General features: G+C 54.4%; 13 protein-coding genes. 5 read left to right on the top strand and 8 right to left on the bottom strand.

Annotated features, from left to right (window positions below; all coding sequences use genetic code 11):
• Positions 1-45: 45 nt before the first annotated feature.
• The gene (purM, locus tag CA54_RS07740; protein WP_146370230.1) at positions 46-1089 is read right to left on the bottom strand and encodes a phosphoribosylformylglycinamidine cyclo-ligase; all 1044 of its coding nucleotides are present in this window, start codon (positions 1087-1089) and stop codon (positions 46-48) included.
• A gap of 187 nt (positions 1090-1276) precedes the next feature.
• Between purM and CA54_RS07735 the strand changes: the two genes are divergently transcribed.
• Positions 1277-1561, top strand: a complete 285-nt coding sequence (locus CA54_RS07735; RefSeq protein WP_197532280.1) for a ribbon-helix-helix domain-containing protein — start codon at positions 1277-1279, stop codon at positions 1559-1561.
• Positions 1561-1875, top strand: coding sequence for a type II toxin-antitoxin system RelE/ParE family toxin (locus CA54_RS07730; protein WP_146370228.1), 315 nt, complete (start codon positions 1561-1563; stop codon positions 1873-1875). Before CA54_RS07735 ends, CA54_RS07730 begins: the two co-directional genes overlap by 1 nt.
• A 136-nt stretch (positions 1876-2011) precedes the next feature.
• On the opposite strand, the gene glnA is transcribed toward CA54_RS07730, so the two are convergent.
• From glnA to corA, 7 genes are all read right to left on the bottom strand, one after another.
• Positions 2012-3424, bottom strand: a complete 1413-nt coding sequence (gene glnA / locus CA54_RS07725) for a type I glutamate--ammonia ligase (RefSeq protein ID WP_146370227.1) — start codon at positions 3422-3424, stop codon at positions 2012-2014.
• A gap of 586 nt (positions 3425-4010) precedes the next feature.
• Positions 4011-4349 carry a P-II family nitrogen regulator gene (locus CA54_RS07720; RefSeq protein WP_146370226.1) on the bottom strand — a complete coding sequence of 113 codons (339 nt, stop codon included), beginning with the start codon at positions 4347-4349 and terminating at the stop codon, positions 4011-4013.
• Between the two features lie 235 nt (positions 4350-4584).
• Positions 4585-5925 carry an ammonium transporter gene (locus tag CA54_RS07715; protein ID WP_146372315.1) on the bottom strand — a complete coding sequence of 447 codons (1341 nt, stop codon included), beginning with the start codon at positions 5923-5925 and terminating at the stop codon, positions 4585-4587.
• Positions 5926-6631: 706 nt separating this feature from the next.
• Positions 6632-7861 carry an outer membrane beta-barrel protein gene (locus CA54_RS07710; protein ID WP_197532278.1) on the bottom strand — a complete coding sequence of 410 codons (1230 nt, stop codon included), beginning with the start codon at positions 7859-7861 and terminating at the stop codon, positions 6632-6634.
• Positions 7862-8402: 541 nt separating this feature from the next.
• Positions 8403-9119 carry a pyridoxine 5'-phosphate synthase gene (locus tag CA54_RS07705; RefSeq protein WP_146370225.1) on the bottom strand — a complete coding sequence of 239 codons (717 nt, stop codon included), beginning with the start codon at positions 9117-9119 and terminating at the stop codon, positions 8403-8405.
• 145 nt (positions 9120-9264) lie between these two features.
• Entirely contained in the window at positions 9265-10275 is a 1011-nt protein-coding gene (gene sppA / locus CA54_RS07700; protein WP_197532277.1) for a signal peptide peptidase SppA, read from the bottom strand.
• 134 nt (positions 10276-10409) lie between these two features.
• The gene (gene corA / locus CA54_RS07695) at positions 10410-11489 is read right to left on the bottom strand and encodes a magnesium/cobalt transporter CorA (RefSeq protein WP_146370223.1); all 1080 of its coding nucleotides are present in this window, start codon (positions 11487-11489) and stop codon (positions 10410-10412) included.
• Between the two features lie 674 nt (positions 11490-12163).
• Here corA and CA54_RS07690 point away from each other — a divergent pair.
• Genes CA54_RS07690 through CA54_RS07680 form a run of 3 tightly spaced genes read left to right on the top strand, consistent with a single transcriptional unit; the run spans position 12164 to position 15034 of the window.
• Positions 12164-12688, top strand: coding sequence for an ATP-dependent zinc protease family protein (locus tag CA54_RS07690; protein WP_146370222.1), 525 nt, complete (start codon positions 12164-12166; stop codon positions 12686-12688).
• Positions 12685-13935 (top strand): RimK family alpha-L-glutamate ligase, encoded by a 1251-nt coding sequence (locus tag CA54_RS07685; protein ID WP_146370221.1) that lies wholly within the window; start codon positions 12685-12687, stop codon positions 13933-13935. The genes CA54_RS07690 and CA54_RS07685 overlap by 4 nt, the downstream gene beginning before the upstream one ends.
• A 7-nt stretch (positions 13936-13942) precedes the next feature.
• Positions 13943-15034: a succinylglutamate desuccinylase/aspartoacylase family protein gene (locus CA54_RS07680; protein ID WP_146370220.1), complete on the top strand. Its 1092-nt coding sequence runs from the start codon at positions 13943-13945 to the stop codon at positions 15032-15034.
• Positions 15035-15097: the final 63 nt, after the last annotated feature.

Raw genomic sequence — 15097 nt, 5'->3', positions numbered from 1 at the left:
ACCTCAATGCCGCCGTTGAGACGGCCTACTGAATCACGCAGCCACTCAGTTTGTGTAGTCCACACCCGGCTCACCGGCGACGATTTTACCAATCACTTGGCTGTTCATATCTTGCCCGGTCAGCGCCTGCTGGATCGCAGCGACGTTTTCCGGCGGAACAATCACCACATAGCCGATCCCCATGTTGAACACGCGAAACATTTCGTCCCGGTCGATATTTCCCAATTGTTGCAGCCAAGCGAATTCCGGCAGCGGCTGCCAACTGCCCCGGTCAATTTCTGCTCGGCAACCGTCGGGAAGAATGCGGGCCACGTTCTCCTGCAACCCACCGCCGGTATTATGTGCCATGCCATGCACCATGAGCGATTGTTTCAAAACCGCTTGAATCGCCGAGACGTACAGCCGCGTCGGTTTCAGCAACACCTCGCCGACAGTTGCTCCCAATTCGGGGATCGTATCGTCGATCGACAGCCCAGCTCCCTCGAAGACGACCTTGCGGATCAAACTGTAGCCGTTCGAGTGAAACCCACTGGAATCAAGTCCAAGAATCACGTCGCCCGGCTGGATGCTCTGCCCGTCAATCGTGCGGTTTCGTTCCACAACCCCGACCGAAAAGCCCGCCATGTCGAAATCCCCGGCGGCATACAGATCGGGCATAATGGCCGTTTCTCCCCCCAGTAGCGCCGATCCCGTTTCGACACACGCGTCGCTCACCCCGGAGACCAACTCGGCAATCAATTCAGGTTCATCTTTGCCCAGTGCGAGGTAATCCAGGAAAAACAGCGGCTCCGCTCCCAGGCAGAGGCAATCATTCACGCACATCGCCACTAAGTCGATGCCGATCGTGTCGAATTTTTTCGCCTGAATGGCGACTTTGATTTTGGTCCCCACGCCATCCGTCCCGGAGACCAACACCGGGTCTTCGTACGGTTGTCCGGGACGATTCAGCCCAAACAGCCCGGCGAATCCCCCCGGCAAATCCAGCACCCGTGGCGTCCGCGTCCGTTGCATCATTTTTGGCAGACGGGCCATGGCTTGCTGGTACAACTCCAGGTCAACACCGGCATCTTTATAAGTCGCTGCGGCCATTTTTGGCGATCCACGCTAGGGAATTGGCGGACGAAAACAGGGAATGGCCGCATAATAGCAAACAGTCTGGTGCTTGGCACTCCATCGATACCCAGATTGGCCTGACCAACGATGGATTCGATTTGCTACAATGACCGGACCAGAAATTGCGGGAACGGCTCTTGAACTACCGGGGAGGCAAAACAATATGGGAGAATCTTTGCAATTGCCGCACGATCTGCAGGATCTGGTCAATGAAGAATTAGCCACCGGACGTTACGCGTCCTCGGAAGATGTCCTCAAGGCGGCTGTTCAATTGCTCAGAGAACAAGATCGCTGTTTCGAGGAGTTCCGCGTTGAAGTCCAGTCCCGCATGAAAAGCCTGGAGAATGGTAACGCCATCAAGCTTGAAGATGAGTCCGCATTGAGTGGATTTTTCGATGACATCCGCAGCAGAGGACGGCAGCGACGCTCGATGGACAAGGATGGTTAATGGCCACGTTCCGAATTTCGCCGGAAGCCTGTTCGGATCTTGACCAGATCTGGGACTACATCGGCACAGAAAACGATAATCCCAGCGCCGCCGATGCATTGATGGAGAAGTTCGAAAAGCAATTCATCTTGCTTGCCCCACATGTGCACTTGGGAACGGCACGCGACGACCTCGCCTGCAATTTGAGAATGTTTCCTGTGCAAAAATATGTCGTTCTGTATTGCCCAACAGAATCTGGTATTGATGTCGTGCAGGTCGTCCATTCCGCGCGAGACATTCAATCCGTTTTTCGCGACTTTCCGAACGCCCCTTAACGCATTCTTGGCTATTGAAATTATAAGTTCAATTAACCTCACTCGCCAAATCAAAAAAACTCCCGCGCCGGACGTTCGTCCGGGCGGGAGTTTGTGCTGACCGTAATTCGAATTCGTGATCGCTCACGAAGGATGATCAACTGTCGTAGTACAACGCGAATTCGTGCGGGTGAGGACGCAAGCGGAATTCGTCGATTTCGTTCTCCCGCTTGTAGCTGATCCAGGTTTCGATCAGATCTTCTGTGAAGACATCCCCTTTGGTGAGGAATTCGCTGTCCGCTTCCAAGGAGTTCAGGGCCTCTTCAAGCGATGCCGGCGTTTTGTTGGTTTCCGCCAACTCTTCCGGTGTCATTCCATAAATGTCGCGATCGAGCGGATCGCCCGGATCGATCTTGTTTTGGATTCCGTCGATCAGGGCCATCATCATAGCGGTATACATGATGTATCCGTTGGCCGTCGGGTCGGGACAGCGGAATTCCAACCGCTTGGCCTTCGGGTTGGAGGAATACATCGGAATCCGAATGGCTGCCGAGCGGTTCCGCTGCGACATCGCCAACGTCACCGGAGCTTCGAAGCCCGGCACCAACCGCTTGTAAGAGTTGGTCGTCGGAGCGGCAAAGGCCAGGACAGCCCGGCCATGTTTCAGCAGGCCGCCAATCGCGTGCAAGGCCGTTTCGCTCAAGCCGGCGTAACCGTCGCCCGCCATGAGTGATTGGCCATCTTTCCACAACGACATGTGGGTATGCATACCCGAGCCATTGTCATCGAAGACCGGTTTGGGCATGAACGTCACCGTCTTGCCATGGTTTTTGGCAACGTTGCGGATGACATACTTAAACCACATGAACTGGTCCGCCATTTTCAGCAGATCGCAGAATTCCATGTCGATTTCACATTGGCCGCCGGTTCCCACTTCGTGGTGATGGGCTTCCACAACAATGCCCAATTCCCGCATCGCATACACCATCTCGCCACGCAGGTCGTGATAGCTGTCGGTCGGGCTGACCGGGAAATACCCGCCTTTGTAACTCGGCTTGTACCCCAAGTTAGGCTCTTCGATCCGCGAGGTATTCCAAGCACCTTCGACCGAGTCGATTTCATAGAAGCCGTGGTTTTGCGCTTGATCGTAACGGACTTCGTCGAAGATGAAGAATTCAGGTTCCGGACCAACAAAACAGGTGTCGGCGATCCCGGTTTGCTTCAGGTAGTCAATCCCTTTGCGAGCGATGCTCCGCGGATCACGGGCGTATTCTTCTCTGGTGATCGGATCGACAATATTCGCGATGACGCTCACGGTTGGCCGGGCAAAAAACGGGTCCAACTTGGCTGTTGCGGCATCGGGGATGGCCAGCATGTCGGATTGATTAATGGCCTTCCAGCCGCGAATCGATGAGCCGTCAAAGCCCACGCCGTCTTCAAACGTTCCCTCACTCCAGGTGTCGACGGGATAAGAGCAGTGCTGCCAAGTGCCCAGCAGGTCGGTGAATTTCAGGTCCACCATTTCCGCGCCGTGCTCTTTAGCAAATTCAAAGAACTCTTTGGGGGTCATCGCTTTGGTTCTCCTTCAGTGTTTCTTCCAGTATGTTATCCAAAAATATCCAGGGACGCAGATCGCAACTCTTCACGGATCGTAAAAATAGTCACCAGCGCACACAGTAGGCCGCCCTCCGATGGCCGCAATCAATCCACCGTCAGGCCGCGATAATTTCGCCGGTGATTCACGGCGATTTTGAAAATAACCGCGAATTGACAGCGATTAAAAAACCGAAAATGTATCAGTCGGAATACAACAAAGATGCGCGGTAATTGCGCAGGAAATGCATGCCAATTCGGCGGCGCTGCTGGGGTTCCCCAGTTTTACCGCAGATTTTGTAAGCTTTAGCTGCAGCCTCAGCAAGAGTGCAACCAGCGTGCCAATTCTTACTTGCCGCACGAAACGGGGACGTTTCGGGCCGCACGATCACCAGCGCGGGTTTGCCACAACAGAAACTCTCTCGTCAACTCGCCTGTTCCAGCGAAGTCGCCCATCATAACCAGGCAACTGACGGAATGAAACCGAAGGCACCCCACCTCAACCCAATCCCCGCCTCAGGCTTCCCGGCAGCAGCCGGGAAACCCAAAGGTGAGGATGGCGGTTAAATGGCTTCTTCGCCGACTTCGCCTGTGCGAATCCGTACGATTTCGGAGAGGTCGGTGACAAAGATTTTGCCGTCGCCGATTTCTCCTGTGCGTGCATTCTCCAAAATGGATTCCACCGTTTTGGTGCAATCGTCGTCGATGACAACGACTTCTAGTTTGACTTTGGGCAGGAAATCAACGGTGTATTCCGCACCGCGATACATCTCCTTGTGCCCACGTTGCCGTCCAAATCCGCGGACTTCCGTAACGGTCATGCCATGGATTTCGATGGCGCTCAATGCGTTTTTGACGTCTTCTAGTTTGTAATGCCGAATAATGGCTTCGATTTTTTTCATGATTCGCCTGTGGTTTGAATTCTCGTGGGTATGCAGCAATGGAAATGCCAACCGGCTAGCGGTGGAGATGGGGACGCGACGTTGCCATCGCGCCCCATCTCACCGATCCGCGTCCTGCGACACGTCCAATCCATTTCAAGGTCACTATCGGGTACTTGGCTGGCTATGACATTCCAACCGATTTGGTCGTAGAAAAGTGACTTTCCCAAATCGTTCAGCCAAGAATTCCCAACGCTTAGTGGTCGGCGGTATAAGCGGCCATGCCGTGTTCGACCATGTCCAACCCCGCCACCTCTTCATCAGCATCGACACGCAACATGCCGACGGCTTTCAAGCCAAGGAATAACGGCAGCATCGTGAAAAATGCCCAGGCGGGAATCGCGGCCGAACCGATGATTTGTGTCACCAGATTGGTGTCAGCCCCGAAGATGCCGGTGGCGACGCCGCCCCAAACTCCACAAACACCATGTACCGGGAAAGCACCCACGGGGTCATCGATTTTCAACTTGTCGAGTGCGATGATGGCCATCACAACCAGGACGCCGGCAATAGCACCAATAATGATGCTTTCAACGTTGGTGACACGATCACAGTTGGCCGTGATGCCAACCAAACCGGCCAATACACCGTTAAGCGCCATCGATAGGTCCGGCTTCTTGAACATCACCCAACTGAGCATCATGGCGGCGAATCCACCGGCGGCCGCTGCGAGCATGGTGTTGAGAGCAATTAACATCGTGGCCATTGTGTTGTCGGTGCCGGTGAATGCCAATTGGCTACCGGGGTTGAAACCAAACCAGCCCACCCACAGGATGAATACGCCCAATGTTGCGATGGCCAAGTTGTGACCCGGCATCGGGACCGACTTGCCTTCCGCTGTGTAGCGGCCGATCCGCGGCCCCAATACCAACGCTCCGGCCAATCCTGCAAATCCTCCGACCGCATGGACGACGATCGAGCCCGCAAAATCTTGGAAGTCCATGGCTTGTAGCCAACCACCGCCCCATTTCCACATACCACTGACGGGATAAATGAAACCTGTCAAAACGGCACTGTACACGAGATACGCGGAGAACTTCATACGACCAGCAACAGCACCGGAGACGATTGTCGCAGCGGTTGCAGCAAACGCAACTTGGAACAGAAAGTCAACTTGTGGATCCAATGCGCCGGGCGCCGCGGTCACGCGATCACTGCCCTCGGCAACGCCAATTCCCGCAAATCCAAAATAGCCCCCGGCATAACTTTCACCGGGATACATCAATCCATAGCCGACCAAGAAAAATAACAGACAACCGATGCATAGGTCCATTAAGTTCTTAAACAGAATATTGACGGTGTTCTTACTTGCATTGAAACCAGCTTCGACCATCGCGAATCCAGGCTGCATCAGGATGACCAAGACGGCCGACAAAAACAGCACGATATTGTCGACCGCAAACGACAGTTCATCATTGGAAATGACGACGACTTCTTCCGCGGGGGCTTCCTCCCCTTCAGCTGCAGGAGCTTCCTCGCCTTCAGCGGGTGCAGCAGCGGCTGGTTCCGCCGGAGCGGCATCATCCTGAAATGCCATGAGTGGACGAGCAGGGATCGCCACACAGAGAAAGATGGCGGTTGCCAAGGTTATTGCAGTACGCATGTCACAGGTTCCTCTTTCCAAAAAAGCCTAATCGGACGGTACGGATCGGTAGCGCAGAATGAAACTGGGGCGCACTTCCCCCACACAGGAAATCAGCCGCGAGAGTGAGATTGGATCGGCCTGAACTGCCAAGTCGCTCCCTGAGGTGCAATTTTCAGAGCAGCGCCGCTTGTCAGATGAGCCACGTCGTATGGACTCGGTTTACTGGAAACTCAATCGCCATGATGTATGGCCTCAGAAACGACAACGTCGTTCGAATACGAGACTCCCGCAGTGGCCACAACTAGCCGGCTTGAACGAATTGCAACTTCCGTGCCTAACCGAAAGGCTTCCTGTGCGGTTTGCTTGCAATCCTTTGCCAGGAAAGTGATTGCGCTCACTGTTGTTTCTCATAATACATCTGAAAAGGCAGCGGCAATCAAATGCGTGCAAGGAAGCGCGACAGTGAATGCACGCGAGTTGAGCATGTACGCGCATTGAGAGCAGCAGTGGAGTGCTTCTTAGTCTTCGGCTGGCCGCTCTCGCTCTCGTCCGCCAATTCGAACGGCGATATCAAAAACAGCCGCTCGCCGAAAAATCGGCGAGCGGCTGGGGAGACGCTTTCAGGTTGTTGACAAACTTGGGCTAATGCCAACCTGACTTAGAAGGTCAGGATCGCATCGACGCCGAAGATGTCTTGCGTGTACTCACCGTGCGGGAACCAATCGTGGCGGTATTCCGGACGGACGATCAAGTTGGCGATCGGTTTGTAGTTCACACCGAAGGTGGCTTCGTAGTAGGAGTGTTGTCCACCAGCGACTTGGGATTGTCCACCGTGATCGAATCCGGCGTCCGAGCTCCACCATTCCACCCGCGAACCAAGTTTGACTTCGTCGTTGACGGTGTAGAACAGGTATTGGTTGATACCGTATTCATCATTTTGTCCAGCACCGGTGTCAAACGAGACCAAGTCGCTTTGCAGAACGTAGTTCCACTTTTCGGTGATATTCACATCCAACACAATACTGTGCGAATAGCCATCACCACGTTGGCCCATGTTGCCAGCCGTCAAGATGTAGGTCAACGTGGCGTCGTCGGTCAGTCCCAATGCGGCACCACCGAGGAAGCTACTGCCGCCATCGAATTGATCGAAGCCGGTGTCCCATCCCAACGTCCAACCACCGTACAGGGTCACATCGTCGCTGGCTTTGTAGGTAGCCAACGCACCGGTGTGAGTGAACGGTTCACTGTTGTACATGGTGTAGGCATGGCTGAAGAAGAAGTTCCCGGTCGCGGGGACGACTTCATAACCGACCAACGTGAAAAAGTGACCGAATTTCACTGACAAGTCGCCATTGGCGATTTCACCGTAAGCCTGCGGCATCGCCCAACCATAGATACCATGGTCCCAGCCATTCTCGTAATCCCACCGACCGGGATTATTACCGAAGGCTTGGGTGTCGTAGGAATCGGTACCGTACATCAAGTCGGCCCGTGCACCCCAGTCCCAACCGTTGGAACCGTCGGCGACTTTTTCAGCGTAGATCCAGCTTTGGTGGTTGTTGAATCGGTCCGGGATGTCGTTGAACATTCCGGTTGATTCGCTGGTGTAACCCCATTGGGTCCATCCACCAATATCGAACCCACCAACGGGCTCGGAGAAGAGTTTCCAGGGGTCGTTGGATTCTTCGCAACCACAGCCGTTGTCGCAACCATTGTCGCAACTGGGCGCTTCACAAGCACAGCCACCTTGGCCGTAATAGTGGTTGGCGAATTCACCGGCATCGGCGCCTTGGGGGGCGAGGAATCCGATACCGCCAATGAGAAGCGTGGCAGCTAATGCTTTCCCACGCGACATAACTTCGAAGATGTTTTGCAGAATGTCCGGCATCGGATCCTCCGTGCACGCACCACTCCTTATGAGGAGTGACTTGTTAGAAAATTGAGCGGGCTGGTGATTTGCGCTTTGTCCCGGTTGGGACATGTGGTCTATTATCGCGAACGTACTTGCCAGCTGCTCGGTAAGGGTGGTCAATTCGTTCTAAGCGATGCGCGTAGCGCAATTCGCATATCCGAGCTATCGGGATGAATGTCAAAACTGAATCAACGCCCCAACCCCGCCCCGGATTTTCGTTAATACATGAAAAACCGCTGCGCGCATAAAACCCTTCGCAAACTGCCTAGTGTCCTGTGCGCTTTCGATGCAAAAACCATTATTGATGCGAACGAATCGTGCAAACCGCAATTTCGCGTGATGATCACTCTGAGTTCGCCTATTCGATGGGCAGAGTGCGCAATCTGTCAACGAAAAAAAATCTCGAAAATTTCTAATGAGATAGGCATTGTGAGATGAAAAAGTTGCGAGGGCTGCGTGTTGTTGGGCGCAGAGATACGCCTCTCTCGTGTGTTGGCAGCGGCTCGCCTCGCCATGATTAGACCGTGATGAGCGACTTCATTTCGCGGACCGCTTCTTCGAATCCGACCATCAACGCGCGGGCCACAATGCTGTGACCGATGTTGAGTTCGCTCACACCGTCGATTTCGGCAATCGGGCTAACATTGCGATAAGTCAATCCATGCCCCATATGCACGAGCAAGTCGTGATCAATTCCCAAGTTGGTGGCCGTCACGAGTTGCTCGAACTCCCGTTCGCGTGCCAGGGCATTGACCGCATCGGCGTATCGACCGGTATGCAGCTCCACGGCATCGACTTGCAAGGACGTTGCCGTCTCAATCTGCCGTTCATCCGGGTCGATGAACAGACTGACTTCGATACCGGCTGCTTTGAGTTGCTCGGCGCAGGTTTTGATCTTTGCGGCATTGGCAACAACGTCCAATCCCCCCTCGGTGGTGATCTCTTCCCGCTTTTCCGGAACCAGCGTCACCTGATCCGGTTTCACACTGAGGGCGATGACAGTCATTTCCTCTTCGGCCGCCATCTCCAGATTCATTTTGACTTGCACCGTTTGCCGCATCACCTGCAGGTCGCGGTCTTGAATGTGGCGACGGTCTTCCCGTAGATGCAGCGTAATGCCGTCCGCGCCACCCAATTCGGCCAAAACGGCCGCCCACACAGGATCGGGTTCAATGGTGCGGCGGGCTTGGCGGACAGTAGCAACATGGTCGATATTGACACCCAGGGCAGGCATAGCGGGACTCTCGTTCCATTTTCTGTATGGAGAAGAAATACGTGGAGCAGGATTCGCTCCACGGCGATTGCATGATTGACACGCGTATTGTGGCTGAGGTTCTCCTAGAGTTCCAGTGGGGGCGACCACGTCTCCCTGCGCGACCCTAATTGCGGCCGAACGGTCCGCTGGTCAGTCCGGACAGCCAAGAGCAGCAATACATCGGGCGCGGCACGGATGATTCCATGGCGAATTGCCACTGCGCGTCGGGATGGCTGGCTTGCGCCGAACCTAAGAGGATTTCCACTAAGGTCTCTTGGTTGTCATAGGTGATCACTCGCACGTCGTCCGGCTCGCGGTCGATGCGGATCAGCAATTCGTCCAGCGCGGCTTCTTCGTAACCGATTTTATCAATCAGCTTGTTCTTGAGGGCGTCGTCGGCGGTAAAGACTTCGCCAGTTGCCAGTTTTCGGACCGCTTCTAGATTGAGTTCCACGCGGTTATCAGCGATCACATTGATAAAGCGGTCGAACGCCTGGTCAATGATGTTATTCCAAACCGTCTGTTCAGCCGGAGTCAATTCACGAAACGGGCTGAGTGCGTCCTTAAATGGTCCCGTTTTGATCGGTGTCGATTCCACGCCCAATTTCTCCGCCAGGCCGATCATTTGCATGCGAGGAATAATCACCCCGATCGACCCGGTCCAGGTGGTCGGCTCGGCAAAAATCTTGCCCTGTTCTCCGGCCCCCATGGCGACATACAGACCGCCCGAGGCCGCCATGCTCTTCATGTGTGCCACGACCGGTTTGGTTTCACGTAACTCGACGAGACGATGATAAATTTCATGGCTGTCCGCAACGGCGCCTCCCGGACTGTTGATCGACAGAAGTACGGCTTTCACATCCTTGTCGTCCTTGGCCTGCTGGATACGTCTCAAAATCCGTTGCGTGTTGGGGGCCATGATCACCCCTTGCACCTTGATCACAGCAATTTTGTCGGTGGCAACCTTGCTGCCGGAATGAAAGTGTTCGATCGGGTCGTTGCCGTCGGTGAAGTAGGACTTGTAGCGCTCGTAGAAATAAAAATTCAGCGCAATCGATACAAGCAGCGCTACGAAAACGAGCCTGAGCAACCAACGGCGACGTTTGGGGGGGCGGTGAGTTTCAGCGTTGGCCATAAGGGGCATGCTCCGTTAAACCGAATCCAGAGTGTTCAATGTCTCAACCATCACGAGAAAGCAAAATCAGCACGGTAGGACGACGCTGTGTTCAGCATTCGGCGTGATCATACCAAACCGGTGCAGATTGCACCTTAGTCGAACCAACCTTTGCGGTGGAACCACAACAACAAGGTTGCCACGGTCAATCCCATGCCCACCACCACGATCGGATAGCCATATTGAGAATTTAGCGCTGGCATGTTGGGAAAGTTCATTCCATAAAACCCGGCGATAAATCCCAGCGGAATGAAAATCGTGGCAATGATCGTCAAGGTCTTCATGACTTCATTCGTGCGGTTGCTGATCGCCGTCAGGTGAAAGTCACGGAGGTCGGAACAGGTTTCGCGGTAGGTGTCGATGGCATCGCCCAGCTGGATTGTGTGATCATAACAATCGCGCAGGTAGACTCGTGATTCGTCCTTAATCAGCGAATGCCCGTCACGCAGCAGCGCATTGACCGCTTCGCGATGTGGGCGCAGCGCTCGGCGGAGTTCTAGAAGTTCACTTCGCAGCATATGGATCGAATGGATCGACGTACTCCCGTCACTGTTCATCAGCGCATCGTCCATGGCGTCGAGTCGTTCGCCGTAGGACTCGACCACGGGAAAATAGTGGTCGATGATCGTGTCCAGCAGCGCGTAAGCCAAATAGTCGGTGCCGCCATACCGCAGGCGGCCGCTCGTTTTGCGAATGCGGTCGCGGACCGGGTCGAGGCAATCGCTAGGTTCATCCTCCTGAAAGGTGAGCACGAACTTGGGGCCGACGAATATACTGATCTGCTTGGTTTTCAGCTTTTCCGCTAGGTGGACCATGCGGGCCACGATGAACAGATGGTCGTCGTAATCCTCGACTTTGGCGCGCTGATGTACATTGACGACGTCTTCTAAGGCGAGTTTGTGCAAACCGAACATTTCGCCTATCCGATTGATCACCTCGACATTCGCGAGTCCATCGACATTGATCCATGTAACGGTATAGGTTTCCGATAGTTCCTTCAGCCCATCCAATGAATCAACCGTTTCATCGACGAGGTCGCCGTTGGCAAAGGCCATCACGCTAACGGATTGTGTGGTGCAGGGTGTTTGTGTAATGACTGTCCCCGGTGCCGCACCGGGCAACGACCCGCGGTTGAACCGTTTTGCCTTAGGTTTTTTATGATGTCGATGTTTCATCGGCGGCTGACCTTCCTAATGCTGTGTTCTGCGGGGATTGGTCGCCCAATCGGCCGGGCACCGAGTGGTTGATGGGACGCAGTTGCCAGTCGTGATGCGCACGGGTCATTCTTTGAATGGTTGCTGGTGGGAAAACCGTGTGGCTCAATCGGTCTGCCATCATGGATGACCGTCAGTCGGTTTTTCAAATCTGGGGAGCATGTGTGGTGCACGATTCGGTGGTCCGATTTTCTCATGCCATGATTCGATGGCTAATTCGGGCTAAACCGAATACCATAAGAGACTAAACAAGCCAAGGCTAGTTAAAATACAGCAGAGAGAAACTTGCGACGAATGAACTGGAAATGGCCACATTTCGGTTTCCCTCGGCGATGGTTGTGCTGTTCAAATATGTCTGCATGGACCGTTGCCTGCCCCGCATTCTTTCTGTTCTGGTCCGCTGAGGACATCGTCAAATATTAGTAACGAGGGCACCGGTGGCATTGTCTCTGTTTTGGCAACCGCCGAATCGATTTGAAGCTGCACGGACAATGCGAGTAGCACCCAATTCCAATACGAACTTCTGATCAACGAACTTGTGATCAACGAATTAGGCATTTCCCCCCCCTTCTACCGTTTCCTCTACAAGCGGGGACGATCAAAACCAATACCTGGATTTTGGCAAGGTAGTCAGTATGGCGAAACAGTCAAAACCCGAACTTCGCGTCATTGGTTGGCGCGAATGGGTCGGGCTACCGGATTTGGGCATCAAAAAGATCAAGGCCAAAGTCGACACAGGCGCGCGGTCGTCTTCTTTGCATGCGTTTGATTTGCACGAATTTGAAAAAGAGGGTGTGAAATGGGTCCGTTTCAAAATTCACCCTCTGCAGCGCACTGCTAAGCGGACTATAGAAGCAACCGCGGAGATTCTCGAATATCGCACAGTGCGGAGCTCCAGCGGGGCAGCCCAACTACGGCCGATGATTGTCACACAGGTGGAATTACTGGGCATCCGTTGGCCGGTGGAATTGACGCTCGCTAATCGCGATGAAATGGGGTTCCGCATGTTGTTAGGGCGTGAAGCATTTCGGCGACGCTTTCTGGTGGATGCGGGCAACTCCTACTTCGGCGGTCAGCCCAAGCGAAAAAAGAAACTGAAATCGAAGTCGAAATTGAAACAGCAGTCGGCTGTGAACCACACGACATCGGAGAAAAAATGAAACTCGGGATCCTCTCCTGTAATTTGAAATGCTACAGCACGCGCCGTTTACGCGAGGCGGCTGAGCAACGCGGACATAAAGTCAAAGTTCTTAACACCACGAAATTTGCCATCGACTTGGCCGAAGGGGATCCCGATCTCTTTTTTCGGCAAAAACAGCTTTCGCATTACGATGCGGTCTTACCACGGATCGGCGCATCGATTACATATTTCGGCACGGCGGTCGTCCGGCAATTCGAACAGATGGACATCTTTAGCGCGAATTCGTCGGCCGGGATTTCCAACTCTCGCGACAAATTGCGCAGCATGCAAATCCTGAGTCGGCATCATATCGGCATGCCGCAAACGACGTTTGTGCGCGATAAGAAGGACGTGCTGCCGGCCATTGAACGAATCGGCGGCGCGCCGGTGGTCATCAAACTGTTGGAGGGAACACAGGGGATCGGCGTGCTGCTGGCTGAAACCGTCAAGTCGGCCGAAGCGATTATCGAACTGCTGCAAAGCCAACGACAAAATGTGTTGGTGCAAAAGTTCGTCGCCGAAAGCAAAGGCCGCGACATTCGCGCGTTTGTCGTGGGCGACCGGGTTGTCGCAGCGATGCGCCGCGTCGCGCAAGGGCAGGAATTTCGCAGCAACGTCCATCGTGGTGGGGTCACCGAGTCGGTGCAACTCGATGAGACCTATTGCGAAACCGCCGTGCGGGCCGCTCAGATCTTGGGACTCCGCGTCGCCGGTGTCGATATGCTGGAAGGCAAGAATGGACCGCAGATCATGGAGGTCAATTCGTCCCCCGGTTTAGAAGGCATCGAACGCTGTACGCAGCTGGATATCGCCGGAGCCATCATTGATTACATCGCCGCCCAAGTAGATTTTCCCGAGATCGATCTACGACAGCGACTGACGGTCAGTCGCGGGTATGGCGTGACTGAAATTCACGTTCCCGAAGGGTCGGATTACATTGGAAAAACGGTAAGCGAATCGGGACTGCGCGATAAGGATATCAATGTACTCACGCTTCATCGGGGCACGACTGTCATCCCCAACCCGCGCTCCGATCGCTGTTTAGAAGCGGGTGACCGGTTGTTGTGCTTTGGCAAGTTGGAGTTGATGCGCGACCTCATTCCGCGCAAGACAAACCGCAAACGTCGGCAGAAGGTGCGCGTGTTACCAGAACTTCCGGTTGCCGAAGAAGTACAGGGCGCAGCGGATGGAGTCGAAACCACATCCACGAAGGCAGAAAAAGATTAATGCCGATATGAAGAAACCCCGTGTTCGAAAGCCAATTGACGATTGGAACGGCGAGTCCATTCCCTTCGGCGCCTCCCGCGACGTCAAGCTGACTGTTAGCGAAAGCTACAGCAGCATGTCCGTCCGGATTCCAATTCACATTCGCCGCGCCAAACAAGACGGTCCGGTGGTGTTTGTCACAGCGGCGCTGCATGGCGATGAAATCAACGGCACAGGGGCCGTTCGGCAATTGATCCAAGATCCCGATTTCGAACTGCTTCGCGGCTCTATAATTTTCGTGCCGGTCTTGAACTTGCTCGCCTTCGACCGGCATTCCCGGTATCTTCCCGACCGTCGTGACTTGAATCGTTCCTTTCCCGGCAGCGAATCGGGCAGCCTTGCCGGGCGCATGGCCCGCACGATTTTCGAGGAAATCGTCTCCCGTTGCGATTACGGAATCGACCTGCATACTGCGTCCGTCCGCCGCACCAACTATCCCAACGTGCGGGGCGATTTGTCCGATCCTGAAGTGCGGCGGCTGGCTGTGGCATTCGGTTCGGAAATCATTATGAATGGCGTTGGACCACCAGGGGCATTTCGCCGCGAAGCCTGCCTGGCTGGTTGCCCCTCGATCATCATGGAAGGTGGGGAGGTCTGGAAGGTCGAACCGGGAATCGTTGAGTCTGCAGTTCGGGGCATCAAAAACGTGTTGCACAATTTGGAAATGATCGACGGCGAACCCGTCAGTCCCGATTACCAAGTAATTGTAGAGAAATCCAAATGGATCCGGGCTGAACGCGGCGGCTTTTTACAATTCCACGTGAAACCGGGCGACATCATCGCCGAAGGCCAACCGTTGGCAACGAATACGACACTGTTGGGCCGCGAGCGGAGCATGCTCCATGCGCCGTTCGACTCCGTGGTCATCGGAATGACCACCTTACCCGCCACAAGTCCCGGTGAGCCGGTCTGCAATCTCGGCAAGCTCCCCAAAGGGACGAAACCTTCGAAAATGCGCCGCATGCGCCGCGAGGAAGATGGCCTGGAAGAACAAGTCGTCGAAGAACTTTCCTCCAATGTGCTCGTTGTTGAGCCGGGAAAACCGAACAAAAAAGGCTGACCGGGCGCACCAGACGGGAAAATCACAAAAAACGACACGCAACTGAGCGGTTTCGTTGATTGT

This window comes from Symmachiella macrocystis (genome assembly GCF_007860075.1).
Classification (GTDB): domain Bacteria; phylum Planctomycetota; class Planctomycetia; order Planctomycetales; family Planctomycetaceae; genus Symmachiella; species Symmachiella macrocystis.
The sequence above is the reverse complement of the archived record's forward strand: the minus strand, read 5'-3'. Positions and strand labels throughout refer to the sequence as shown.